At 73.6% G+C, this 22,713-nt stretch carries 22 protein-coding genes and 5 pseudogenes; 15 read left to right on the top strand and 12 right to left on the bottom strand.

From position 1 onward, the window contains the following. Positions 1–122 precede the first annotated feature (122 nt). Positions 123–1,094: a methyltransferase domain-containing protein gene (locus ACIRRH_RS32895; RefSeq protein ID WP_403074624.1), complete on the bottom strand. Its 972-nt coding sequence runs from the start codon at positions 1,092–1,094 to the stop codon at positions 123–125. A gap of 33 nt (positions 1,095–1,127) precedes the next feature. On the opposite strand from ACIRRH_RS32895, the pseudogene ACIRRH_RS32890 reads away from it, so the two are divergent. The 3 genes and pseudogenes from ACIRRH_RS32890 to ACIRRH_RS32880 form a co-directional block, all read left to right on the top strand. Further along, positions 1,128–1,436 (top strand): annotated as a pseudogene (locus ACIRRH_RS32890) (helix-turn-helix domain-containing protein); the annotation flags it as partial. Positions 1,437–1,440: 4 nt separating this feature from the next. Beyond that, positions 1,441–1,689, top strand: coding sequence for a hypothetical protein (locus ACIRRH_RS32885; RefSeq protein WP_403074622.1), 249 nt, complete (start codon positions 1,441–1,443; stop codon positions 1,687–1,689). Between the two features lie 135 nt (positions 1,690–1,824). Then, complete coding sequence (locus ACIRRH_RS32880) at positions 1,825–2,880, top strand: hypothetical protein (protein WP_403074621.1); 1,056 nt, start codon at positions 1,825–1,827, stop codon at positions 2,878–2,880. A 129-nt stretch (positions 2,881–3,009) separates the two neighbouring features. Here the strand turns inward: ACIRRH_RS32880 and ACIRRH_RS32875 are convergent, their stop codons facing one another. Next, positions 3,010–3,381 (bottom strand): hypothetical protein, encoded by a 372-nt coding sequence (locus ACIRRH_RS32875; RefSeq protein WP_403074619.1) that lies wholly within the window; start codon positions 3,379–3,381, stop codon positions 3,010–3,012. A 181-nt stretch (positions 3,382–3,562) separates the two neighbouring features. Here ACIRRH_RS32875 and ACIRRH_RS32870 point away from each other — a divergent pair, with 181 nt between their 5' ends. Next, positions 3,563–4,519, top strand: a complete 957-nt coding sequence (locus tag ACIRRH_RS32870) for a DUF4232 domain-containing protein (protein ID WP_403074617.1) — start codon at positions 3,563–3,565, stop codon at positions 4,517–4,519. Between the two features lie 59 nt (positions 4,520–4,578). Continuing rightward, positions 4,579–5,418: a hypothetical protein gene (locus tag ACIRRH_RS32865; RefSeq protein ID WP_403074615.1), complete on the top strand. Its 840-nt coding sequence runs from the start codon at positions 4,579–4,581 to the stop codon at positions 5,416–5,418. A 270-nt stretch (positions 5,419–5,688) separates the two neighbouring features. Here the strand turns inward: ACIRRH_RS32865 and ACIRRH_RS32860 are convergent, their stop codons facing one another. Further along, positions 5,689–6,699: a helix-turn-helix domain-containing protein gene (locus ACIRRH_RS32860; RefSeq protein ID WP_403074613.1), complete on the bottom strand. Its 1,011-nt coding sequence runs from the start codon at positions 6,697–6,699 to the stop codon at positions 5,689–5,691. A 328-nt stretch (positions 6,700–7,027) separates the two neighbouring features. Between ACIRRH_RS32860 and ACIRRH_RS32855 the strand changes: the two genes are divergently transcribed. Continuing rightward, entirely contained in the window at positions 7,028–7,546 is a 519-nt protein-coding gene (locus ACIRRH_RS32855) for a hypothetical protein (RefSeq protein ID WP_403074612.1), read from the top strand. An 86-nt stretch (positions 7,547–7,632) separates the two neighbouring features. Here ACIRRH_RS32855 and ACIRRH_RS32850 read toward each other — a convergent pair. Beyond that, positions 7,633–7,713, bottom strand: a pseudogene (locus ACIRRH_RS32850) (GntR family transcriptional regulator); the annotation flags it as partial. Here ACIRRH_RS32850 and ACIRRH_RS32845 point away from each other — a divergent pair. The 3 genes and pseudogenes from ACIRRH_RS32845 to ligA form a co-directional block, all read left to right on the top strand. After that, positions 7,713–7,985, top strand: a pseudogene (locus tag ACIRRH_RS32845) (zinc ribbon domain-containing protein); the annotation flags it as partial. The pseudogenes ACIRRH_RS32850 and ACIRRH_RS32845 sit on opposite strands and share 1 nt — an antisense overlap. Before the next feature lie 10 nt (positions 7,986–7,995). Further along, positions 7,996–8,250 (top strand): hypothetical protein, encoded by a 255-nt coding sequence (locus ACIRRH_RS32840; RefSeq protein WP_403074610.1) that lies wholly within the window; start codon positions 7,996–7,998, stop codon positions 8,248–8,250. A gap of 44 nt (positions 8,251–8,294) precedes the next feature. Next, the gene (gene ligA / locus ACIRRH_RS32835; RefSeq protein ID WP_403074608.1) at positions 8,295–10,346 is read left to right on the top strand and encodes an NAD-dependent DNA ligase LigA; all 2,052 of its coding nucleotides are present in this window, start codon (positions 8,295–8,297) and stop codon (positions 10,344–10,346) included. A gap of 98 nt (positions 10,347–10,444) precedes the next feature. Here the strand turns inward: ligA and ACIRRH_RS32830 are convergent, their stop codons facing one another. Further along, complete coding sequence (locus tag ACIRRH_RS32830; RefSeq protein WP_403074606.1) at positions 10,445–13,210, bottom strand: WD40 repeat domain-containing protein; 2,766 nt, start codon at positions 13,208–13,210, stop codon at positions 10,445–10,447. Between the two features lie 67 nt (positions 13,211–13,277). Continuing rightward, a complete protein-coding gene (locus ACIRRH_RS32825; protein WP_403074604.1) occupies positions 13,278–14,243 on the bottom strand; it encodes a hypothetical protein in 966 nt (321 codons plus the stop codon). Between the two features lie 209 nt (positions 14,244–14,452). On the opposite strand from ACIRRH_RS32825, the gene ACIRRH_RS32820 reads away from it, so the two are divergent. Beyond that, complete coding sequence (locus tag ACIRRH_RS32820; RefSeq protein WP_403074602.1) at positions 14,453–15,265, top strand: arylamine N-acetyltransferase; 813 nt, start codon at positions 14,453–14,455, stop codon at positions 15,263–15,265. A 247-nt stretch (positions 15,266–15,512) separates the two neighbouring features. On the opposite strand, the gene ACIRRH_RS32815 is transcribed toward ACIRRH_RS32820, so the two are convergent. Together ACIRRH_RS32815 and ACIRRH_RS32810 are read right to left on the bottom strand one after the other, a co-directional pair. After that, the gene (locus ACIRRH_RS32815; RefSeq protein WP_403074600.1) at positions 15,513–15,890 is read right to left on the bottom strand and encodes a nuclear transport factor 2 family protein; all 378 of its coding nucleotides are present in this window, start codon (positions 15,888–15,890) and stop codon (positions 15,513–15,515) included. Between the two features lie 81 nt (positions 15,891–15,971). Next, the gene (locus ACIRRH_RS32810; protein ID WP_403074598.1) at positions 15,972–16,169 is read right to left on the bottom strand and encodes a hypothetical protein; all 198 of its coding nucleotides are present in this window, start codon (positions 16,167–16,169) and stop codon (positions 15,972–15,974) included. 269 nt (positions 16,170–16,438) lie between these two features. Between ACIRRH_RS32810 and ACIRRH_RS32805 the strand changes: the two genes are divergently transcribed. Both ACIRRH_RS32805 and ACIRRH_RS32800 read left to right on the top strand, forming a co-directional pair. Continuing rightward, complete coding sequence (locus ACIRRH_RS32805) at positions 16,439–17,077, top strand: ATP-dependent Clp protease proteolytic subunit (RefSeq protein WP_403074596.1); 639 nt, start codon at positions 16,439–16,441, stop codon at positions 17,075–17,077. 1 nt (position 17,078) lies between these two features. Then, positions 17,079–17,681: a ClpP family protease gene (locus ACIRRH_RS32800; protein ID WP_224283654.1), complete on the top strand. Its 603-nt coding sequence runs from the start codon at positions 17,079–17,081 to the stop codon at positions 17,679–17,681. A 70-nt stretch (positions 17,682–17,751) separates the two neighbouring features. Here the strand turns inward: ACIRRH_RS32800 and ACIRRH_RS32795 are convergent. Next, positions 17,752–18,218: pseudogene (locus tag ACIRRH_RS32795) on the bottom strand (helix-turn-helix domain-containing protein). Between the two features lie 388 nt (positions 18,219–18,606). Here ACIRRH_RS32795 and ACIRRH_RS32790 point away from each other — a divergent pair. Further along, a complete protein-coding gene (locus ACIRRH_RS32790; protein WP_403074595.1) occupies positions 18,607–19,230 on the top strand; it encodes a hypothetical protein in 624 nt (207 codons plus the stop codon). Between the two features lie 240 nt (positions 19,231–19,470). After that, complete coding sequence (locus ACIRRH_RS32785; RefSeq protein WP_403074593.1) at positions 19,471–20,502, top strand: hypothetical protein; 1,032 nt, start codon at positions 19,471–19,473, stop codon at positions 20,500–20,502. Here ACIRRH_RS32785 and ACIRRH_RS32780 read toward each other — a convergent pair. After that, the gene (locus ACIRRH_RS32780) at positions 20,448–20,654 is read right to left on the bottom strand and encodes a hypothetical protein (protein ID WP_403074591.1); all 207 of its coding nucleotides are present in this window, start codon (positions 20,652–20,654) and stop codon (positions 20,448–20,450) included. The two genes, ACIRRH_RS32785 and ACIRRH_RS32780, sit on opposite strands and share 55 nt — an antisense overlap. A gap of 127 nt (positions 20,655–20,781) precedes the next feature. Here ACIRRH_RS32780 and ACIRRH_RS32775 point away from each other — a divergent pair. After that, positions 20,782–20,928, top strand: a pseudogene (locus ACIRRH_RS32775) (carbohydrate-binding protein); the annotation flags it as partial. A gap of 161 nt (positions 20,929–21,089) precedes the next feature. Here ACIRRH_RS32775 and ACIRRH_RS32770 read toward each other — a convergent pair. Together ACIRRH_RS32770 and ACIRRH_RS32765 are read right to left on the bottom strand one after the other, a co-directional pair. Continuing rightward, entirely contained in the window at positions 21,090–21,962 is an 873-nt protein-coding gene (locus tag ACIRRH_RS32770) for a hypothetical protein (RefSeq protein WP_403074589.1), read from the bottom strand. Further along, positions 21,949–22,473: a SigE family RNA polymerase sigma factor gene (locus ACIRRH_RS32765; protein ID WP_403074587.1), complete on the bottom strand. Its 525-nt coding sequence runs from the start codon at positions 22,471–22,473 to the stop codon at positions 21,949–21,951. The genes ACIRRH_RS32770 and ACIRRH_RS32765 overlap by 14 nt, the downstream gene beginning before the upstream one ends. Positions 22,474–22,713: the final 240 nt, after the last annotated feature.

The following is a 22,713-nucleotide window of genomic DNA, read 5'->3' as shown; positions in this document are numbered from 1 at the left end:
GCGGGGGGGGGGGGGGGGTTGGGGTTGTGGTTGTTTTGTAGTGCCCCCCCCAACCCCCCCCCCCGGGGGGGGGCCCGCCCGGGGGTTTGTGGCACGCCGCCCCGCCCCACTCCCCACTCCGATCAGTGCGGCGCCGGTACGGGGTTGTCCGGGCTGTCCACCCACACCGTCTGCCCGTCGGACGTGACGGTGAGCCCGAACCGGTCGAAGCCGGGGCGTCCCTGGCGGCGCCACCAGCGCCGGGCCGTCTCCACCTCGCCCCAGAGGCTGCGGGGGCCGGACTGCACCACCTCGTAGGCGGTCCGGTCGGGTTCCCAGTCGGCGGTGGCCCAGGACGTGACGGCCGTGTCGTGGAGCCACAGCGTGTACGTGCCGTCGGCGTACCGCTCGGTCAGCGGGAACGCGTCGGACACCTGCACGCCGATGGCGAATATGGCCAGCCACCCGCTGATCTCGTCCGGAGAGAGGGACGCCGACGACTTCGTCCCGTCGGCCGGCCACGGCCCGGACAGGTACTCCAGGCTGCCGGGCCGTGCGGTCCGCTGCTGGCGGAGCCGCATGAAGGCGGACGACCCGACGAACCGGCCGCTCGCAGTGCTGTCGTCGCCGACCGTGAGCCGGGCGACGGCCTCCCCGCCGTACTCGGGCGCCCACGGGGCGATGATCACGGCGCCGGGCCGGGACTGCTCGATCCAGGCGTACGGAATCCGGCGGACCGAACAGGTGGCGATCACCCGGTCGAACGGCGGGCCGTCGGCGAACCCCTTCGACCCGTCGCCCACCACGAGCCGGGGCTCGTACCCGGCGCGTGTGAGCCGGAACCGCGCGGCGGCCGCGCTGTCCCCGTCCACCTCGACCGAGACGACGTTCTCGGCCCCGACACGGTGGGAGAGCAGAGCGGCGTTCCACCCCGTGCCGGTGCCGATCTCCAGCACCCGGTCGCCGTCCGCCACGTCCAGGGCGGCGAGCATGGAGAACACCATCCCTGATCTTGCGTGGGTATCCCCGGCTTCAGCCGGGGAGGGAAACGCATCCTTGGAGCGGAGGCGCGGAGCGCCGGAGTGACCGTGCACAGTGTCAGTGGCGTGTGGCATGTTGATGACGGAAACCGAAAGGGGGTGGGCCGGGTGATCCGTGCGTACAAGTTCCTCATGCGGCCCACTGTGGGCCAGGCGCAGGCGCTTGCGGAGATGCTGCGGGATCACTGTTCGCTGTACAACGGGGCGTTGCAGGAGCGCCGCGACGCCTACCGGCACGTCTCGAAGACGACCGTCAGGTACGGCGAGCAGTCGGCGCAGCTCAAGGAGATCCGGGCATTCGACCCCGAGCGTCAAGGCCGCTGGTCGTTCAGCTCCCAGCAGGCGACGCTCCGGCGGTTGGACAAGGCGTTCACGGCGTTCTTCCGCCGGGTCAAGGCTGGTGAGAGGCCTGCTCACCTTGATGTCGCTGCCGTCCGTCTCCATCGGGATCATCCCGGCCGGCGGCCAGCGTGCCATCTGGCCCCTTGAAGCCTTCTACCTGTTCGACGATCAGCGGGTGGCGGTGGAGACCCTGACGGCGAAGGTCAACGTGCTCCAGCCCAGAGAGATCGCAGACTACATCCGGGCCTTCATGGGCCTGTCCGACATGGCCGTGTACGGGGCGAAGGCCAGGGCGCTGATTGCCGCCGCCGTTGCCTCTTTGGAGTGATGAACCGCAATAAGGCGCAAGTTCGTTGAGCACGCCGTACCGGGGTTCCTACGGTCTGTCACGCACCCCCGCCGCCGACCGGCGCTCTCTCACCACCCCACCCACCGCACCACCCCGACCCGAGGGAGGCGCACCATGACCGTATCGACGTTGAGGTCCCCGAACACGGTGCTCGCCAAAGCCGTTGAGGACGCCGTGGACGTCCTGCGGCCCCGCATCGTGGACTCCGACATCGAGAGCATCGGCTTCTCCGTGGGTACGCAGATCAATGGGCACCCGCACCTCGGAACCCACCTCGTCCAGAGCCTCGCCTTCCTGCTGGCGGAGCGGGCCCGCGACGAGTTCGGCCTCGACACCGGCGTGGACTTCTGCGCGCTCGACAACTCCCCGGCGGAGACCATCAGGGCCGACGGTCGGCGCTACCAGCGGGCCTATGTCCACGCCCTGAGCGCCGACGAGATCTCGTCGCTCGTCGCCCGGCACTACCTGCCGCTGTTCGACGCCTGCCGGGCCCGGACGAACGTGCCGTACATGGTCAGCACCTACACCCACCAGCAGGACACCCCGGCTTTCCGGGCCGAGTTCCTGCGCACGCTGGAACTCCTGGACGCGATCGGCACCTGGCTGTCGCCGAACAGTGGAAGCGCGCACATCCGGCTGCCCTGCCCGGCGTGCGGCTGGGCCGAGAAGTACGCCGACCGGACGCGGCTGCTGGAGCTGGACGAGGCCGGCGGCCTGTTCGAGGCGCACTGCTTCGAACACGGCCGCTACGAGGCCGACATCACGCCGCTGGGCGGCGGCTACCTCGACCTCGCCACGCTCTACCGGAACGTCGTCAAGGAACGTTCCTACCGGCCCGACGACCGCACGCTCCACGTCATGGTCAAGGGCGGCGACTGGGCCTTCGGGTGCCAGCTCGTCGACGGCGCGCACGCCGCCCTCGGCCTGCCGGTCGGCCCCCCTGCCAGTCCGGATCTTCACCCCCCAGATCCTCGGCAGCGACGGAGGCAAGCTCTCGAAGAGCCTACTGCGCGAAGCCGCCGACGCCGGGCTCGCCCGGGACGACACCACCCCCGCGTGGCTGCTCGACCCCTCGGCCTGGCCCGGCACCCAGGAGGACTACGTCGAAGCGCGGCGGTGGCAACAGCGGTCCGTGAGCAGCACACCTCAAGTCAGCAGATGTCCGCATGAGTGTGGGGGCTCAGCAGATCCTCTGGGACGTGGCCACCGGATCGCAGGTACGGACGGCGCCCGACCCCAGCGGCGGGTGGGCCGTGACGTGGGGGAGTGGGCCCTCCGTTCACCGACCGCGCGGGATCGTCAGTAGGCGGCGTTGGCACGGTCGTTGAACCAATCCGGCAGGTTTGGCCACCATTCGCCCGCGCCCGCGGTGAAGGTCAGGCCGTCGCCCTCCAGGTGCACGACCTGTCCGGAGTGCACGGCCCAGCTTCTGAGCGAGGAGACCTTGTGGTTGACCAAGCGGGGGAAGACCGTCCAGACCCCGATCTGGAACTCCCAGCAGTCGCCCGCGTAGTTGTAGTCGGTGAACACCTGCCCGTACCCCGCCTGCCCGTAGTGGGTGCAGTTGCCCGCCGCGTGGGCGCTGGGCGCGGCGGCGACCAGCGCCGCCGCGGTCGTGACGGCGGCGACGATCCCGGCCTTGAGGCGGGGCTTCCTGAACGTCGGGGGCATCTCGGTCCTCTCTCGTGGCGTGGTGTCTGCCGCACATGATGGTGATCCACAATCGGGCCCCCGACCAGTAGGGGGTCGGCCAAGGTGAGCCCAGAGCCGATCTTCGGATCGTGGCAGGTCTGTTGCATACGAAGTGGCGTAGCTCACGGCCGTCCGGCGGCGGGCGTGATCGACTCGCTCGATGCGCCTGCCCTCCACGCTCCGCCGTCCGCTGACGGGCCGTCACGCCGCCGCGCCCGCCATGGCCGCCGCGCTCCTGCTCGCGGGCTGCGGCACCGCGACGACCACGGCCTCCGGCGGCGGCCCGGAAGCCTCCGGCACCCCCGGGTCGTGCGGCACCCCGCCGCCGACCGCGCCCGGCGGCGCGCCGCAGTCGACCAAGCTCGCCCAGGGAGGGGTGCGGATCACTGCCGCCGGCCCCGGCTGCGCCGAGTACGAGGTGACCAACGCGAACAGCGAACCGTACGACGTCACCGTGGTGTTCGGCCTCCGCTCGCCGGAGGGGGCCGCGCTGGACAACCTCACCCGGACCGTCACCGGGCTCGCCCCCGGCGCCACCGAGAAGGGCAGGATCGACCTGAGCACGCCCGGCCCGGCCGACACCCGCACGTCGAAGTCGAAGCCGGAGCTCCTCAAGGTCCGCAGCGTGCCCACCGCCGAGGCGCCCAACGCCGGCGGCCCCTGCCCGCCCTCCGGCCTGCGGCTGTACGCCGACGAGGGCAGCGCCGCCATGGGCCTGCGCGCGGTCGGCCTGCACCTGCGCAACTGCGGCACCGCCATCGTCACCCTCGACGGCTACCCGCAGGTGCAGCCGCTCGACCTCGACCACCGGCCCCTCGACGGCGTGCGCATCCTGCGCGGCGGCGCCGAGATCGCCACCGGCACCGGCGCCGACGATCCGCCGCAGAAGATCGCCCTGCGCCCGGGGGAGGGCGCCCGCGCCACCCTGGTGTGGCGCAACACCACCGAGGCCGGAGACCCGCTGAACGCCCCGTACGTGCGGGTGCGCGCCACCGCCGACGCGGCCCCCGTCATGGTCACCCCGGAACTCGACCTCGGCACCACGGGGCGCCTCGGCGCCGGCGCCTGGACCAGGGAGGCCGCGAACGACAAGCCGTCACCGCCCCCGACACCGTGACCGTACTTTGACCGAACCGTCGTCAAGCGCCGCAACCAAGATCACTACCATACGTCGGTATGCCCCACACCGATCCTGACCAGCGGCCCGACGACGACTCCCGCTGGAACGTCACCCTGGACGAGGACTTCGTCCGCGCGGCCGGCATCAAGGAGGAGAACCTCCACCGACCCGCCGGCACCCCGCCCGGCCCCAAGCGGGTCTGGCCGCGCAACCTCGCGCTCGCCCTCACCGCCGCCGCACTGACCGCGGGCGCCTTCACCCTGCTGCGCCCCTCCGGCGACGAGGGCGGGGCCCCGGCTGCTGCGGCCCCGTCCGCTTCGGCTTCCGTCACCGCTTCCGCTTCCGCTTCCGCCACCGGGTCCCGGGCCTCCGCCGCCCCGGACGGTTCCCTGCTGCCGCTCGACCAGCTGTTCCCCGCCCAGGTGACGGCGGCCGGCGGGGAGGTCTACACGAGGGTCGGATCGAAGGTCATGCCGTCCTGCGTCGAACCGGACTCGGTCGGCCCGCGGCTGATCGGGCTGATCCGCGCGTCGAAGGGCTGCCTGGGCGAGCAGATCGCCCTGTACACGGACAGCGCCAAGAACCAGTACAACCTCGCCGTCTTCACCATGGCGGACCCCGTGGACACCGTTCACCTGGTGACCACGCTGAGCATGGCCTTCGATGACTACCAGGTCGGCGCCCAGGCCCCGCCGCCCTCCGCGGGCCTGGTCACCCTGCCGGCGGACAGTGGCATGGTGCAGATGTTCTCCGGCGCCGGCCGGGCCATGGTCGCGGGCCTCGGCCAGTGGTCCGACGGCCGTGCCACCGACTACCAGACCCTCGTCGACCAGCACCTGAGCCCGCTGCAGAAGGCGATCGGCCAGGCCGTCTTCGCCCACGAGTCCGCCCGCTGACAGGCCGCGCCGGGATCCGCTTCACCGGCGCGTCGGAACCCGACGGCCCGGCACGCTCCCCCGTGGCGTGCCGGGCCGTCGGCATGGAAGCGGAACTCAGGGTTCCGCTGCGCGGTGTTCCTTGAGGAGGATGCCAGGGTGTCACCCCCGCCGTGTTGGCACTGAGTGGACAGTTCTTGGCAGTACGTCCACTGATCCGCCTTTCCCGCCCGCTCGTGCGCATCAGGTGCTCGCGATGCGGGGTTTTCGCGTCCGCCCCTGTCCGTACGGTCAGGCCCCGGCCAGGGCCCGGCGGCGGTGTTCGCGGGGGGAGAGGCCGTACGCGGCCTTGAAGGCGCGGCTGAACTCGGCGGCGCGGGGCAGGCCGCAGCGGGTGGCGACGGCGTGGACGGGCAGGTCGCGCAGCGCGGGGTCGGCCAGGTCGCGGCCGGCCCGCTCCAGCCGGCGGCGGCGGATGAAGGCGGCGACGGTCTCGCCGTCGGACTGCCGGGTGAACAGGCGGTGCAGGTAGCTGACGGAGATGTGGTGGGCGGCGGCGATCGCGGCGGGCGTCAGGTCGGGGTCGTGCAGGTTGCGTCCGATGAAGGCCCGGACGTTCTCGACCAGGGCCCGCTGCCGGGTGTCGTCGGGCACGGCGGCCTCGGCGTCCAGTTCCCGGGCGAGCCAGGCGGCCACCAGGTCGACCACGACGCCGCCCAGGCGGGGGGTCTCGACGGGGCCCAGGACGGCGGCCTGCCGGTCGAGGTTGAGGAGGAAGTCCGAGAGCAGCGCGCAGGTGCCCTCCCGGGAGGAGAAGCCGCGGCCCAGCAGGTCCTCCAGCCGGTGCGGCGGCAGCGGCAGCAGGGCGGTGGGGAAGTCGACACCGACGGCTTCGATCCGCAGGTCCCCGGGGGACCGGGCGGCGCGGGAACCGAAGGCCCGCAGGTCGAACGGGTGGGAGCTGTCGAGCATGTGCAGGTTGCCGGGCCCGAAGGTCTCGGTGCGCCCGGCGTCGCGGGTCAGGGTGAAACCGCCGTCGAGCAGCAGGGTGAGGTGGAACACCTCCGGGTCCGAGCGCCGCACCCGGCGTGCGGTGCGATGGAAGCGGGTCGGCAGGAAGGAGCTCCGCAGGAGGGTCACCGGGCCCAGTTCCAGGCGCCGCATCTCCGCCCGGAAGTCGTCGCAGTGGACGCTGGTCACCTCGCTGTCCCGGGTGCGGCTGACCAACTCCCGCCAGCAGTCGAACCGTTCCTTCACGGGTACGCCCTCGCTGTGGAACACGCTCTCCGTGCTCGTGGCCACTGTCCGCCCTTCCCTGCCGGGTTCCGTCCCCTCCCTGCCCGGTCGGGCTCCCCTTCCCCACCAGGTGTCACCGACTCCTTGCAGCCGGTGACACCAAACTACAAGGTCAGGCCCGGTGACCTGCGCCCGGGCCCGGGTACGGCCGCCGGCTGCGGGAGCCCCGGTGAACCGGCCGCCGCGCACCGCCCGTTGGCATGAGCGCGGGGGCCGAGCTGCCCCTGCCTCCACCGGCACGACGGCCGTGCGGGCCCCCAAGGCCCCGTGCGGCCGTCAGCGACACCGTGCCGCGGCCGGCCGGGAACCGCGCCGCAGCAGAAAGAGGGGAACGATGAGGAACACCGGAACGACCAAGCGCGCCCTCGGCTTCGCCGGCGCCGCACTGGCACTGGCCTCGCTCACCGGGCTGACGACCGCCACCAGCGCCTCCGCCGACGTCAACAGCGAGTGGAACTGCTCGCGCAACCCGAGCGGCTGGGACCACATGAACTGGGGCAGCTGCCTGCTGCCCGGCGACTCGCTCGTCTCCGCCAACGGCGCCTACCGGCTGACCTACCAGACCGACGGCAACCTCGTGGAGTACGACCGCTACGGCACCGCGCTGTGGAACACCGCCACCGTCGGCGGCGGCGCGGGCAAGGCGATCATGCAGTACGACGGCAACTTCGTCGTCTACGACACCTTCAAGAGGGCCAAGTGGGCCACCGGCACCGCCCTCGGCTGCAACCCCAGCGCCAACTGGGTGCGCATGCAGAACGACGCCAACATCGTCGTGTACCGCCCGCACGACAACAGCAGCACCTGGACGCCGGTCTGGGCCTCGCAGTCCGGCCGCGTCGGCACCTGCTGACGGGCCGTCGAGACCCGTCGGCACCGGCGATCGCCGGTGCCGACGTCAGCTGCCCTCGCGCCCCGGCCGGTCGGCGTCCGGGGCGCGAGGGCGAGGGCGAAGCTGAACCGGTCGCCGCGGTAGAGGGTGCGCACCTGCTCCAGCGGGCGCCCTGCGGCGTCCAGGCTTCGAACCGACCTCGCAGGTCTGCTCGAACTGCGGCGTCAAGGACGGCCTCAAGGCCCTCGGCGTGCGCGTCTGGACGTGCGGGGCGTGCGGGACGGTCCTCGATCGGGACATCAACGCGGCGGTCAACGTCGCCAAGGCCGCTGGACTGGCGGCGTCAGCCTGTGGAGCGCAGGTAAGACCGGAACGTGTTCCGGCACAGCGCGGTGAAGCAGGAACCCACCCGGAGCCCCGCCTGACAACGGCGGGTCAGACGGGAATCGCTCTCTGTTAGGAGGGCGAGGATGTCAACGCAGCGACCTCAACACCGTCGAGAACCTCCCCGTCACCGTCCCCGCCGTCCCCGCCGTCCCCGCCGCCCTCCCGGCCTCGTCGACTTCGACGAGGCCGAGCGGCACCACAGCCACGCCATCCTCCAGTCCCCGTTCCCGGTCATCGGCTACGTCTCCACCCCGCGCGTCCACGCCGTCCCCGGCCACGCCCGCCGCGACGCCCGCCTGGGCGGCACCGGCACCCCCACCACGGCCCGGCTGGTCTGACGTCCCCGCACGGCTTTGTCAGTGCCAGCCGCCATGATTCCCGCATGATCGACACCGCCGCTCCGCTGTCCTCCCCGTCCGCGTACGCCGACGCCGTCGCCACCGCCGTCCAGGCCGCCGCCGCGTACTACGCCGACGGCTCCACCCCGCTCGGGGACGACGAGTACGACGCCCTGCTGCGGGCCATCGCCGCCTACGAGAGCGCCCACCCCGGCCAGGCGCTGCCCGACTCGCCGACCGGAAAGGTGGCCGGCGGTGCCGTGACCGGCGACGTCCCGCACAGCGTGCCGATGCTCTCGCTGGACAACGTGTTCTCCGCCGAGGAACTGGAGTCCTGGGCCGCCGGGCTGGAACGGCGCCTGGGCCGGCCCGTCGCCGCCTGGTGCGTGGAGCCCAAGCTCGACGGCCTCGCCATCGCCGCCCGCTACCGCGCCGGGCGCCTGCAGCAGGTGATCACCCGCGGTGACGGCCTCGCCGGCGAGGACATCACCCACGCCGCCGACGCCATCCTCGGCCTGCCCGCCGAACTGACCGAGCCCGCCGACATCGAACTGCGCGGCGAAGTCCTGCTCACCCAGGACCAGTTCGAGCACGCCAACCGGGTGCGCGCCGACCACGGCGCCACCCCCTTCGCCAACCCGCGCAACGGCGCCGCCGGCACCCTGCGGGCCAAGGACCGCCCCTACCGGATCGAGCTGACCTTCTTCGCCTACGACGCCATCGGCCCCGAGGACCCCGCCCACAGCACCCTCCTGGAACACCTCGCCGCCCTCGGCGCCAACACCGCCGCCACCACCGCCGCCCGCCCGCAGCACTGCGCGGGCACCGCGGAGGTCCAGCAGCGCATCGAGGAGATCGCCGCGCTGCGCGCCGAGCTGCCGTTCGGGATCGACGGCGTGGTGGTCAAGGCCGACCTGGCCGCCGACCGGGCCGAGGCCGGCTCCGGCTCGCGCGCGCCGCGCTGGGCGGTGGCCCGCAAACTGGCCGCCCAGCACAAGGTCACCCGGCTGCTCGGGGTCGAGTGGAACGTCGGCCGCACCGGGATCATCGCGCCGCGCGCGGTGCTGGAACCGGTGGTGATCGACGGCGTCACCGTCACCTTCGCGACCCTGCACAACCCCGCCGACATCGAACGGCGCGGGCTGATGATCGGCGACCAGGTCTTCGTCTACCGGGCCGGCGACGTGATCCCCCGGGTGGAGGCCCCGGTGCTCGACGCCCGCACCGGGGCCGAGCAGCCGATCGCCTTCCCCGAGGCGTGCCCGCGCTGCGGCGACGCCATCGACACCACCGAACAGCGCTGGCGCTGCATACGCGGCCGCAACTGCCAGGCCGTCGCCTCCGTCCTCTACGCGGCCGGCCGCGACCAGCTCGACATCGAGGGCCTCGGCGGCACCCGCGCCGTCCAGCTCGTCGAAGCCGGCCTGGTCGCCGACCTGGCCGACCTGTTCACCCTCACCCGCGAGCAACTGCTCACCCTGGAGCGGATGGGGGAGACCAGCGCCGACAACCTGCTCGCCGCGATCGCCGCCGCCCGCACCCAGCCGCTCAACCGGGTCTTCTGCGCCCTCGGCATCCGGGGCACCGGACGGACCATGTCCCGCCGGATCGCCGCGCACTTCGGCAGCATGGCGGCGATCCGGGCCGCCGACGCCGAGACCCTGGCCGGCGTCGACGGCATCGGCACCGAGAAGGCCCGCGTCGTCGCCGCCGAACTCGCCGACCTCGCCCCGCTGCTGGACCGCCTCGCCGCCCTCGGCGTGGGCACCGCCGTCACGGCCCCGGCCGCCACCGCCACGGCGGCGGGGGAGAGCGGCATCGGCGACACCGGCGGGGACGGCGGCCCGCTCGCCGGCGAGGCCGTCGTCGTCACCGGCAGCATGACCGGCGCCCTCGCCGACCTCTCCCGCAACCAGATGAACGAACTGATCGAACGCGCCGGAGGCAAGGCCTCCTCCTCGGTCTCCAAGCGCACCACCCTGCTGGTCGCGGGCGAGAAGGCCGGCTCCAAGCGCGCCAAGGCCGAGGAACTCGGCATCCGCATCCTCACCCCCGAGGAGTTCGCCGCCCTGGTGGCCTCCCACCTGCCGGCCTGACGCCCCGGCCGGTGTCCGACCGTGTCCACCGTGAACCGCCTCGTCTGACGGTCCCCGCCCCACCCGAGGGTCCGGCCCGGCGGGCCGGACCCTCGGGCTCACTCGGCGGCGCTGGCGGACTCGGCGGACTCGGCGGACTCCACGAGCCGGAACACCCCGACCTCCCAGCCGAACCCGACCACCAGGTCCGCCGCGGCCGTGGCCAGCGCGCCGACCGGCAGCGGCAGCACCAGGTCGGGGCCGACCGGGGCGAGGGTGGCCAGGTCCCAGGTCCGTACGGTGCCGTCGTCGCCGCCGGTGACGAGGACCGGGCGCCCCGCGACCCGGGCGGTGGTCAGCACGGCGGTGTCGTCGCCGGATGCGCGCAGGGGCGGGCCGACCAGGGCGCGGGTGGCCAGGTCCCAGACGTGCACCAGGCCGTCGTCGCTGCCCGCCGCCACGACCGGGCGGCCGTCGACCACCGCGGTGGCCAGCGCCTCGACGACCGGCCCGTCGTCCGACTCGTCGTCCTCGTCGTCCTCTTCCTCGTCGTCCCAGTCCTCCTCGTCGTCCGCCCCGTCCGCGTCCGACGCCTCGCCCCAGTCCTCCTCGTCGTCCCCGCCGCGCGGCGAGGCACCCGGGAGGTCGATCGGCTCGCCGAGCGCGGCGCCGGTGGCGAGTTCCCACACCCGCAGCGTCACCTCGTCCGCGGTGACGGCGACCGGCCGGCCGTCCAGCACCGTCGTGGCCACCGCGGTCACATCGGACCCGTGCCCGGCCAGCGGCCCGTGGAGGACCTCCCCGGTGGCGAGGTCCCAGACCCGGACGAGCCCGTCGGTGCTCCCGGTGACGGCGACCGGCCGGCCGTCCAGCACCGTCGTCGCCACGGCGCCCACCTCGCCGTCGTGGACCAGCGGCGAACCCACCGGCTCTCCGGTGGCCGGATCCCACAGCCGGACCGCCTTGTCGTACGGCTCGACGGTGACCACCACGGGCCGGCCCTCGACCACCGCTGTCGCCATCGCCTTCACGGGCTCCCCGGGTTCGGCGAAGGGCGTGTCCACCTCGGCGCCGGTGGCCAGGTCCCACAGGCGCACCGAGCCGTCCTCGGCGGTGCTGACCACCACCGCCCTGCCGTCGAGCTCGACCGTCGCCGCGGCGGTCACCTCGTCGCCGTGCCCGGGCCGCGGGTTGCCCACGGAGCCGCCGCCGACGGACGGGTCCCAGCGGTGCACCCGACCGTCGTCGGTGCCGACGAGCACCACCGGCCGCCCGTCCGGCGCCACGGTCGAGGCCAGTGCCCGGGTCCCGCCGCGGGGACCGGCGAAGGCCTGGGCGAACTGCCGCCCGCCGACCGGGTCCCACAGCCGCACCATGCCGGAGTCGTCGCTGACGGCGACCGCCGCCCCGGCCCCGGTGGCCACCGCCGCCACCTCCTGCGGCCACTCGCGCGCGGCGACGAGGCGCTCGCCCACCGGGCGGGCCGTCGCCAGGTCCCACAGGGTGGTCGTTCCGTCCCAGGCGCCGACGGCCACGGCCGGGTGGCCGCCGACGTCCACCACGGCCAGCGCCTGCACCGCGCCGCCCCCGGTCTTCAGCGGCGCCAGCAGCTGACGCCCCTTCGCGAGGTCCCACACCCGTACGGTCCCCTGGAAGTCGCCGGTCACCGCCACGGGCCGGCGCAGCACCACCGTCGTGACCAGCGCCGTCAGCCGGCCCGTCCGGTGGTCGGCGGGGGCGGCTGGGTCGCGCATCGGCTTGCCGACCGGCTGGCCGGTGGCCAGGTCCCAGATCCGCACGCTGAGGTCATCGCCACAGGTGACGGCCACCGGACGGCCGCGCACCACCGCCGTGTCCACGGCGGTCACCCAGTTGAAGTGCCCGACCAGCGGCGAGTACAGCAGCCGGCGCGTCGTCAGGTCCCAGACCCGTACGGCCTCGTCGGTCCCGGCCGACACCGCCACCGCCCGGCCGGCCAGCTCGGCCGCGGCCACGGCGCGCACCGGACCGACGTGGTCGGCCATCGGCTCGCCGACCGCCTCGCCGGTGGCCAGGTCCCACAGGCGCACGGTGCCGTCGTCCCCGCCGGTGACCACGACCTCGCGGCCGCCCACCGGCACCGGGACCGCGGCGAGCGCCGCCACCCCCTTCTCGTGGCCGGCCACGCTCCAGCGGCAGCCGCCCAGTTGGGCGCCGCTGGCCCACTCGGCGCGCCGGCGCGGGAAGCGCTCGTCCGCCACCGGGATGGCCTCGATCCGCGCGGCCAGCTTGCCGTCCCCGTACCGGAGGGCGTCGAGCGCCAGCAGTTGGCGGCGCACCGCGGGGCCGGCCTCCCGGTGGCGGTGGGACGAGGCCTCGTACACCGCGGCGCCCACCCGCCCGAACCCCCAGGCCTCGGGGAGCAGGGTCAGTACGGTCGCCGGATCGGCGTTCACCAGGAACGCGCCGTCGGCGAACGGGATGGAGCCCAGGTAGACCGCGACGGAGCGGCGCAGTTCGAGGTCCGGGCCCTGGGCCGCGCGCAGCCACAGTGCCACGGCCTCCTCGACATCGCCGTCCTCGCTGACCATCACCCCGAGCCGCTCCTCGGCGAGCTGGCGGTAGGGCGCGATCTCCGTGGTGACCGCGCCGCGCAGCAGCCGGTGGGCCTCGGCCCGGTCGCCGCGGAAGCGCGCCTGGTCGGCCGCGTCGATCGCCGCCGCGACCTCGACCAGGTCCTCGGCCAGCCGCGGGGGCAGGGAGGAGAGGTCCACCAGCTCCCCGGGGCGCGTCCACGCCCTGGGGTCCTCGTCGACGGGCCGCACGGGCGCGTCCTGCCCGGCGCGCGCACGGCGGCCGCCGAGCAACCGGCCTATCCAGCCGCGGTGTTCCTTCGAGTCGGTCATCACTCTCCCCACTCCCGTACCGAATCCGGTCCACCCTACCGACCCGTCCCCGACCCGCCCACGGGCCTTACCGCGGGTTGCCGTTGGTGGCGAGGCGGGCGCTCATCTCCGCGTGGGCGCGCTCGGAGTGGGTGTTGGCCGAGTCGTGGACGAGGCGCAGGTAGTCGTAGAGGATCCGCACGCACTCGTCCCGGGTGGCGCAGGGCGCGTCGGGGGCCAGGTCGAGGCCCTGGGCGATCTCCGTCAGCCTCCCGTCGGCCGCCGCGTACACGGGGTGCCAGACCAGCCGCACCGCGGGGTCGAGCGCCATGACCACGCGCAGCTGCGGCACCTCCTGCGCGATGAGGACGCTGTCGGGGTCGTACGCCCGCAGGAAGATGTGGACGGGGCCGCGGGCGCGGCTCACGAAGGCCTTGGACAGGACGTTCCACATCGGTGTCTTGAGCTTCCAGTCCGGGGTCAGCGTCAGCTTGTCGACCACGCCGCCGAAGGCGGTGGACTCCAGCGGGGTGTGGCCCTTGGCGAGGGCGTAGTCGCTGACCTCCCGGCCGCCCGACCACAGGGCCAGCGTCGGCGTGTCGATCTCCAGGTAGTCGCCGACGACCTTCACCAGCTCCTGGTACCAGCTGTTCGATGCGCGGTGGTCGCGCTGTTCCTGGCGTTCGGTGAACCGTGCCGTGGCCTCGTCGTTGAGCTGTCCCTGCTCGGCGATGCCGCCGAGGACGAGCTGCCAGGCGATCTCCGTGACGTCCTCGGAGAAGCCCGCCCGGGCCATGTCGTCGCGGAACGTGCCCCACTCGCCGTGCGCGGTGGGGTCGGCGGCGTCGCGCCGCGCCTGCTCCCTGGCCCCGGGAGCCTCCTGGCGCTGAAGCCGGCGCGTCACGGCCGCGTTGCCCACCGTCCGCTGGAGGGCGGCGAGTTCGGCGGGGAGCGGCGCCCTCCCGGGGGAGGACGCCGGGGCCGCGCCCCGGCTGCGCCTGCTCGGCGCGGCCTCGGGTACCGGCGGCATCGAGTGTGTCAAGGTCTTTCGCACGTTCCCCGGCCCTTCCACGTGGCTGCCCGGCCCGAGGCCCCGAGACTAGGGCCTCGGCGCAGCTCCCGCGAGGGCCGGAAGGGCAGCGCGGGGGCATCGTCCGAGGACGGCGCGGCCGCCCCCGGAACGGCCGCCCCCGGAATGGTCGGCCCGGGACGTAGGACCAAAAGCCGATGGCCCCCCGGCCCGCGCCCGGATGGAATGGCCGGATGGATCACGCGCCACGCCCCGAGCAGCCCTACCCCGGACTCACCGCCGCCCAGCGGACCGCCTACCTCGACCGCATCGCCCTCCCCGACCCCGGCGCGCCCTCCCCGGAGGCCCTCGCCCGGCTCCAGCTCGCGCACCTGCGCGCCGTCCCGTTCGAGAACCTGAGCATCCACCTCGGCGAACGCGTCGACCTCGACCCAGGCGCCCTGCTGGCGAAGGTCGTGACCCGCCGCCGAGGCGGATTCTGCTACGAACTCAACGGCGCCTTCGCCGAGTTGCTCACCTCACTCGGCTACCGGGTGAGCCTGCTGGCCGCCCGCGTCCACGACGGCCAGCGACTCGGCCCGCCGTTCGACCACCTCGCGCTGCGGGTGGACCTCGACGAGCCGTGGGTGGTCGACGTCGGCTTCGGCCGCTTCAGCCGCAGCCCGCTGCGCCTGGACGAGCGAGGCGAGCAGGCCGACACCGAGGGCGCGTTCACCCTCGTCCCGGTCGGCGAGCACGGCGACCTGGACGTCCTGATGGACGGCGCACCGCAGTACCGCCTGGGCCTGCGCCCGTACCGGCTCGCCGACTTCGCCCCGACCTGCTGGTGGCAGGCCACCTCGCCGGACTCCCACTTCACCCGCTCGACGGCCTGCTCGGTGCTCACCGAGGACGGCGGCCGGGTGACCATCAGCGGCAACCGCCTGATCACCACCACCCCGGCCGGCGAGCGCACCGAGCGGACCCTCACCGACGACGAGGCCCTCGCCGCCTACCGCACCCGCTTCGGTATCGCGCTGGACCGCCTCCCGGCCCTCCCGGGCTGAGGAGTTCGCCGGAACCTTGGCCACAGAGAGGCGAGCCCCGGCGTACCGGGTCGTCAAACTGCCCCGAGCGCCGCGGCTACGGCCTCTCGCACCGCTCCTTCGGCAGGGGCGGGCCTGCCCGTGGCAGCGGCCATTTCCGCAAGCGAGGTCATTGCCACCTCGGGCAGCCCGTAGGCCGTGAACGCCGAGAACGCCGCCAGGTCCGGTGCGAGGTTCAGGGCGAAAAGGACAGCGGCAGAAGGATGACTCAGGAGGCGAACGGCTCGATCTCCCCCGCGAAGACGATGATCTGGTCGATGAGGCTCCGTCGCAGATGGACGACATCCGTTCCCGTCAGGCGGGGGCCTCCATCAGGCGTGGTGAAGACCCACTGGTACCGGGCCCATTCGTCAGGCATGTCCACCGCTGAGCAGCGCACCATCGTGCCGGTCCCCGCCGGGTGGCGTCGGATGTCCAGCACGAACCGCTCGACCGCCCCGATTCCTTCGCTGCGACCCAACGGCCCCCAGAAGACCACGTCCGAGGTCAGGGCCTGCGGGAGCAGGGCAGTCACATAGCTGTCGTCCGAGGCGTTGAACGCGGAGATGAACGTGTCGATCGCGGAGCGTGCGGTCTCTTCCTTCATGCCCCAGTAATACCAGCCGTTTCGCGTGCGCTCGTCCCACGCGCCGCCTTCCGATCACGGTGAACCTTCCCGGTCACAGCACTAGCGGCCGCCGTCGCGCAGCAGGAGCAGGTCGCGGCCGTGGGCGAGGGCGCCGTCGACCCACTGCGGCAGACGGTCGTCCAGCAGCCAGAGGGCCTCCTCCAGGTCGTCCTCGTTCCAGCCGCCCTCGTCGCCCGTGTCGTCCTCGCCCCGGCCGATCTCCTCCAGGCCGGCCGGCGGCAGCGGCAACAACGCCACCGCCGAGTTCTCCGCCTGGGGCCGGTAGCCACCGCACCACGGGAGCACCCCACCGTGGTGACCACCCGCTACCTGCCCCGAACGGCAGGTAGCGCCCGGCCGGTCCGATCTCCGTCGGACCGGCCGGGCCCGTCCCGGCCGCCACCCGGCCCGGTCCGGAACGCCGCCTCTGCCGGCGGCGAATCTGCGGCGGGCAGAGAAACCGCATCCGGGGGCCGCCCCGGGCCAAGAGTGGAGTCGACGGCACACCGCCCCGACGAGGAGAGCAGATGACTCCACTCACCACGCCCCCGCCCCGCGCCGCGGAGGGCGACACGCAGCCCAGCGCCTTCGACGACCACCTCGCGGCACAGCTGCTCGCCCAGCGGATCGTCCTGCTCGGCACGCAGGTCGACGACGTGTCGGCCAACCGGGTGTGCGCGCAGCTGCTCCTGCTGTCGGCGGAGGACCCGCGCACCGACATCAGCCTGTACATCAACAGCCCCGGCGGCTCGGTCACCGCGGGGCTCGCCATCTACGACACCATGCGGCTCATCCCGAACGACGTCTCGACGCTGGCGATGGGTTTCGCCGCCAGCATGGGCCAGTTCCTGCTCACCGTGGGGGCGTCCGGCAAGCGGTTCGCCCTGCCGAACGCGCGGATCATGATGCACCAGCCCTCGGCGGGCATCGGCGGCACCGCCGCGGACATCGAGATCCAGGCGGAGAACCTCCAGTTCACCAAGAAGGCCATCGAGCGGATCACCGCCGAACACACCGGGCAGAGCGAGGAGACCATCGCGCGCGACGGCGACCGGGACCGCTGGTTCACCGCCGAACAGGCCAGGCAGTACGGGATCGTGGACCGGGTGGTGGAGTCGGTCGCCGACATCCGCCCGGCCGCCTCCCGCCGACGGATCGGACTGTGACATGGGCTCGTACACGGTTCCCTACGTCATCGAGCGGACCGCGCAGGGCGAGCGGTCCTACGACGTCTTCAGCCGGCTGCTGAACGAGCGGATCATCTTCCTCGGCACCGAGATCGACGACTCGGTCGCCAACGTGGTCATCGCCCAACTCCTGCACCTGGAGGCGGAGAACCCGGAACGCGAGATCTCGATCTACCTCAACTCGCCCGGCGGATCGTTCACTTCACTGATGGCGATCTACGACACGATGACCTTCGTGCAGGCACCGATCTCCACCTTCTGCGTCGGCCAGGCGGCGTCGACGGCGGCGGTGCTGCTGGCCGGCGGAGACCCCGGGCGACGGTTCGTGCTCCAGCACGCACGGGTGCTGCTCGGCCAGCCGGCCAGCGGCGGCCGACAGGGGACGGTCTCCGACCTCAGCCTCGCGGCCAAGGAGATGGTCCGCATCCGCTCGCAGGTGGAGGAGGTCCTCTCCCGGCACACGCACCACGACGCGGCGACGCTGCGCGCGGACATGGACCGGGACAAGGTGCTCACCGCCGAGGAGGCCGTCGCCTACGGGATCGCCGACGAGGTGCTGAGCCGGCGGCTCGGGTTCGCCTGACCGGCGCGCGGCCGGTACGGCGGCGGGGCGCACCGCCGCCGTACCCGGCCACCGGTCCGGTCCGGTCCGGTCAGGCGGCGAGGCAGAGGCCGTCGTACCGCCCCGTGGGCGACGTGCGTCCCCGGCCCACCAGACCCCGGCCCTGGCCCACCCGCCCCTGGCCCACCCGGCTCGGGGCGTACCGGGCCAGCTCGTCCTGGGCGAGCGAGAGCAGGTCCCCGAGGCCGAGCCCCAGCGCCCGGGCGGCCGCCGCGAGTACCTCGGAGGAGGCCTCCTTGCGCCCGCGCTCCAGCTCCGACAGGTACGGCATCGAGATCCGGGCCGCCTGCGCGACGTCCTTCAGCGTGCGCTCCTGGGCGAGCCGTTCGTGCCGCAGCACATCGCCGACGACGTCGCGCCACAGCGGCTCCCTCCGCGCGGGTGCCTGTGGGCCCCCGTCGGTTGCTGCGGGGTACGGGACGCCCCATCGGATGCGGGCGGCGAGGCCTGCGGACGCAGGGGGATGACGCGGGCTTCGTTCTGCGCATGAGTGCTCACCCCTTCAGCCTAGGGACCAGGGGCCCCGGGGGAAGAGCACGGCGTTCTGCCCTGGGTGAAGCCGCCGGGCGGGCCGCGGCCGCCGCGAACCGGCGGCCAACTCCTTTGCCTCGGGAGCGGGGTGTCCAGCCGGGCGGGGTGAGAGCAGTGTCGGCGAGGATCCGCCCGACCGTCTCGTCCAGGCTGCTGCGCCGGCTGACGACCTGTTCGATGCCGTGGGGGAGGAGGTCGTGGGGCCGGTACCAGCCGGCCGTGTCCTCGGGGGAGAACTCGGCGGCCCGGGGGCGGGTGGCGTGCCGTAGCCGTCCCCGCAACGGGCCCTCCCCACACCGCCGGTGCGCACCGGGAGGCCACCGGACTGTCGGAGGACCGTGGCAGCCATGGGCCCGTGGATACTACGGAGCCATCCCTGCCGCCCCTTCCGCCCGCCGTCGAAGCCGCGTTCAGGCGCGGGCGCCGGGCCGCGGACGACGGGGAGTGGGAGCGTGCCCGCGGCCTGTTCGAGCAAGCGGTCCGCGGCGCGGGGCCGCAGCTGCTGTGGCACGTGGTCGCGGCGTGCGGGGAGACCGACGAGGCCGCGTTCTGGATGCGGCGGGCGGCTGTCTCGGAGAGCGAACCGGGCGGCATCACGGTGGATCCGCAGACGCTGCCCATCGAGAGGACCAGCCCCGGCGCGACGCCCTGCCAGGTCTTCAGGATCGCCGTCAGGTCGGACGACCCGGCTCGTGCGGTCGCGGCGCTCACCGCCGCCGAACCCGGGCTCATGCACGTCTTCGAGGACGGCCGCGAACTCTCACCGGAGGAGGCCGAGGACGTCTGGGAGGAAGCCCTCCCGCCCTACAGCCCCGACTACGCCGCCGTCGACGCCTCGGTCCCCTGCGTGTGGATGGACTGCAAGGGGCTGATCTTCCCGCACCTGGCCCGCACCGCCCTGCGCATCGTGGCGGACGAACTGCGCAAGGCCGGGGTGCGGCAGGCGCACCTGTTCAGTCCGGAGCGTCCGGGCGACTGACGACCGGAGCAGCCTCAGGACCGCGGCGTCGGGGCCGGCGCCGGGCACCTGTATGTTGATCACTCGCCGACCCTGTCGGTGTCCCGTCCCAGGGGGTTGACGCGCGGGTCCGGCCCGCAGTGGTGGCCGTTTCGCGCAGGCCGGGCCACTGCCGCCGGAGAGCCGGAAAGGGACCGCGAGGACCCGGCAGGGACCTCGCCCCAGGGGCCTCATCGTCTCGACGTTCTCGAAGGATCTCGTATGACCGTTCCCGTCCCGCCCGACGGCAGCCCGCAGTCCGCCGAGGAGCCGGCCGGCACCAACCCGTGGGCGCCGCTGGATCCGGGGCAGGGCGAGGCCGCGGTCCCCGCCCCTGCCACCGCCTCCGCAACTGCCCCCGGCCCCGCCCCCGCCGGGGCGCCCGCCCCCGGTGTGCCGTACTGGCCGCCGTATCCGATACCGGCGCCGCAGCCCCGAAACGGCCTGGGCATCGCGGCCATGGTCCTCGGAATCGTCGCTGTCGTCCTCAGCCTGGCCGTCATCCTGTTCTGGCTGTCCTGGCTGCCGGCCCTGCTCGCCGTGGTCTTCGGCGCCATCGGCCTGGGCTACGTGCGCAAGGGCCTGGCGACCAACCGAGCGATGGCCCTGGCGGGCGTGATCCTGGGCGTCACCGGCCTGCTGGTCTCGGTCGGCGCCGGGGTGCTCGTCGTGGCACGGGTGCATGCGGTCAACGAGGAGCGGCGGGCGGAGGCGGACGCCGCGCGCGCCCGCTTCGAGGCCGCGACCAAGGCCGCCGAGGAGCGGGCGGCGAAGGAGAGGGAGCGGATCGAGGCCGAGCGGAAGAGGATCGAGGCCGAGCAGGAGAAGGCGGCCGCGGACGAGAGGGCCCGGCGCCTGCCGTTCGGCCAGTCCTACACGTACGAGGACGGGCTGAAGGTCGCGACGGCCGCGCCGGAGCCGTACTCCCCGCTCCGGACCGTGTTCGAGCCCCCCAAGGACGCCAAGATCATCCAGGTGAGGATCACCGTCGTCAACACCGGATCCCAGGAGCTCTCGCTCTACGGGTCGGGGCTGCCCATCGTCAGGGACGCCAAGGGCAACCTCGTCTTCTCACTGATCGACGGAAGCGAACGGCTGAAGCTCCTCACCGGCTCGCTGGCTCCGGGCCAGGAGGCCACCGGCGTGTACGCGTACGCCCTGCCGAACAGCGCGGCCGACCAGTTCTCCGTCGACTTCACCTACGGCACCGGGCGCCAGCGCAAGAACGTCATCTGGACCGGCTCTCCCAGCTGACCCGGCGCCGCTGCCCGCCGGTACCGGCCCTCCCGCCCGGCCCCGCGACCGGCCGGACGACGAACGTGATCGTGCTCGCCGTTGAACTCCTCTGACTCGGCCTCGAAGTTCGTACACACGTCCCGCGTGATCTCTTCGCAGCGGGTCGGCATGGCGTCGGTGAGGGCCTTGCGTCGGTACTTCGAACAAAACCAAGTGGACGTGCAGGTTGTGGACGACGTGACGACCGGTGCGCGCATCGGGATTTGGATTCCGCGCGGCGACCCGACCTGCACGAACAACGGCGGCACCTGGACGCCCGGCACCACCTACCAGGCGGGCGACGTCGTGACCTACAACGGAGTCAGCTACCGCTGCCTCCAGGGCCACACCGCCCAGGTCGGCTGGGAGCCGCCGGTCGTCCCGGCGCTCTGGCAGCCCGTATGACCGGGGCGCCCTGACATCCGGTGAGCCGCTGCGCCGCGGTCCGTCGAGGGGGACGGACCGCGGCGCAGCCATGGGCGGACAGCCTGCTGCCGAGCCGCTGCCGAACTGCCGGCGGGCCCGCGAACACGGCCGGACCACCCGAGTCGCAGGCGACTCGGCCCCTACGGTGTCGCCGCCGGGCTCACGGCGCCCGACGACCGGCTGCCCGCCGGGGTGGACCGGATGGAGTCGAAGACCTGCTGCACCTGCCGCAGCGTCGGCTCGGACGGCTGCCGCAGGCAGGCCGTCATCTCGACCAGGGCTGCCCGGGTGCTGCGGTCGATGCTGCGCAGGCCGGTCAGTTTGCGGCTGCCGCCGAGCGCTGCGCAGTCCTTGTCGAGCTCCGTGTCCGTGAGCCCGGGCGGGGGCGTGCCGAGCTTGGCGGCCAGCCCCTGGTCGTCCACCACCCGGAAGGCGAGGACGGCGCCGCCGGTGAGCAGCCGTACGGAGAGCGGGCATCGGGCGGGATCCGCCGTGCACGACGGTCCCGCCTCAAGTGGCTGGGTACCGAGGTAGCCGAACCGCTCCTGAGGGTCGGTGGTCCCGACGGCCAGGGTGTGCCAGTTCGCCGGGGGGTCGACGACCATCTCCGGGAACAGCGGGAAGAAGATCGACGTCCCGGTCGGTCTTCCCGACGGCGGCAATGGCGATGACGGCGACGGCGACGACGGCAGCGGCGACGGCTGGGCCGACACCGCCGGGGCCGGGGCGGACACGGAGCCGGCCGGCCCCAGCCCGGCTCCCCGCACGGGTGCGGGCGCGAGCGCGGGCGCGGCGGCCAGCACGGCGGCGGTGAGGCCGGCGGTCAGCCCGGCCGCGAGCCCGGCCACCCGCCGCCGGCGCCTGGCTCGGTCGACGCGGGCGAGGACGCGATCCATCCGGTCGTCCGGCGAGGCCAGGGCCGGGACGGCCTGGTGCAGCAGGATCCGCAGCTCCTCCTCGTCGTGCCCGTCGTCGGTCGGTCCGTGCGGGCCGAACAGGTCAGTTCCACTCACGAGGTCCCCCGTCCAGCAGGAGTTCGCGGGCCGGCAGCCGGCCCCGCAGCGCGGTGAGCGCCCGGTGCGTCTGGCTCTTGACGGTGCCCGTGCTGCAGCGCAGCACTTCGGCGGTCTCCTCGACGCTGAGGTCCTCGAAGAAGCGGAGCACCACCACGGCCCGCTGACGTGGCGGAAGCGACCGCACGGCCTCGGCGACCACCTGGCCGAGCACCACCCCGTCGAACGGGTCGGTGCCCGTCGGCGGCTCCGGCAGCTCGCCGTGCGGCAGCTCCCCGGTCCAGCGCCGCCGCCACCAGGAGATGTGGCAGTTCACCAGGACCTTCCGCAGGTACGCTTCGGGCCGGTTGGGGGCGATGCGCCTCCACTGGGGCCAGACCTTGGCGAGCGCCGTCTGCAGCAGGTCCTCGGCCTGGTGCGGGTCGCCGGTCAGCAGCCAGGCCACCCGCAGGAGCTTCGGCCCGCAGGCGGCGACGAACTCCTCGAAGTCCGGCGGTATCGCGTTCGTCATCCTGCCGTCCCCGCCATGGTGCCCGTGCCGTTCCCGTCTGCCGTGGCGGCCGCTCGGGCCGCTGTCTCGTTCTTCCTCTCACGGCACCTCGACGCGGTGGGGGGCGGTTCGGGTTGCCCGCCGGAGCGGGGATGCGCCGACCGTGCCGCCGGACGCCCGCTTCCGGGCCCGTACCGAGCCTTTGCCCGTCCGTGTCACGGATCTGGACAGCGGTGCGGGAGTCGTCCAGTCTTCACCACC

Origin of the sequence: Kitasatospora sp. NPDC101235, assembly GCF_044767505.1 — a bacterium.
Taxonomy (GTDB): domain Bacteria; phylum Actinomycetota; class Actinomycetes; order Streptomycetales; family Streptomycetaceae; genus Kitasatospora.
This window is presented reverse-complemented; position numbering and strand designations above follow the sequence as displayed.

Bases quoted from the DNA above. Each gene is read 5' to 3' on its own strand.
- ACIRRH_RS32895 (WP_403074624.1), bottom strand. From the start codon at position 1,094: ATGCCACACGCCACTGACACTGTGCACGGTCACTCCGGCGCTCCGCGC.
- ACIRRH_RS32885 (WP_403074622.1), top strand. From the start codon at position 1,441: ATGTCGCTGCCGTCCGTCTCCATCGGGATCATCCCGGCCGGCGGCCAG.
- ACIRRH_RS32880 (WP_403074621.1), top strand. From the start codon at position 1,825: ATGACCGTATCGACGTTGAGGTCCCCGAACACGGTGCTCGCCAAAGCC.
- ACIRRH_RS32875 (WP_403074619.1), bottom strand. From the start codon at position 3,381: ATGCCCCCGACGTTCAGGAAGCCCCGCCTCAAGGCCGGGATCGTCGCC.
- ACIRRH_RS32870 (WP_403074617.1), top strand. From the start codon at position 3,563: ATGCGCCTGCCCTCCACGCTCCGCCGTCCGCTGACGGGCCGTCACGCC.
- ACIRRH_RS32865 (WP_403074615.1), top strand. From the start codon at position 4,579: ATGCCCCACACCGATCCTGACCAGCGGCCCGACGACGACTCCCGCTGG.
- ACIRRH_RS32855 (WP_403074612.1), top strand. From the start codon at position 7,028: ATGAGGAACACCGGAACGACCAAGCGCGCCCTCGGCTTCGCCGGCGCC.
- ACIRRH_RS32840 (WP_403074610.1), top strand. From the start codon at position 7,996: ATGTCAACGCAGCGACCTCAACACCGTCGAGAACCTCCCCGTCACCGT.
- ligA (WP_403074608.1), top strand. From the start codon at position 8,295: ATGATCGACACCGCCGCTCCGCTGTCCTCCCCGTCCGCGTACGCCGAC.
- ACIRRH_RS32830 (WP_403074606.1), bottom strand. From the start codon at position 13,210: ATGACCGACTCGAAGGAACACCGCGGCTGGATAGGCCGGTTGCTCGGC.
- ACIRRH_RS32820 (WP_403074602.1), top strand. From the start codon at position 14,453: ATGGATCACGCGCCACGCCCCGAGCAGCCCTACCCCGGACTCACCGCC.
- ACIRRH_RS32815 (WP_403074600.1), bottom strand. From the start codon at position 15,890: ATGAAGGAAGAGACCGCACGCTCCGCGATCGACACGTTCATCTCCGCG.
- ACIRRH_RS32805 (WP_403074596.1), top strand. From the start codon at position 16,439: ATGACTCCACTCACCACGCCCCCGCCCCGCGCCGCGGAGGGCGACACG.
- ACIRRH_RS32800 (WP_224283654.1), top strand. From the start codon at position 17,079: ATGGGCTCGTACACGGTTCCCTACGTCATCGAGCGGACCGCGCAGGGC.
- ACIRRH_RS32785 (WP_403074593.1), top strand. From the start codon at position 19,471: ATGACCGTTCCCGTCCCGCCCGACGGCAGCCCGCAGTCCGCCGAGGAG.
- ACIRRH_RS32780 (WP_403074591.1), bottom strand. From the start codon at position 20,654: ATGCCGACCCGCTGCGAAGAGATCACGCGGGACGTGTGTACGAACTTC.
- ACIRRH_RS32765 (WP_403074587.1), bottom strand. From the start codon at position 22,473: ATGACGAACGCGATACCGCCGGACTTCGAGGAGTTCGTCGCCGCCTGC.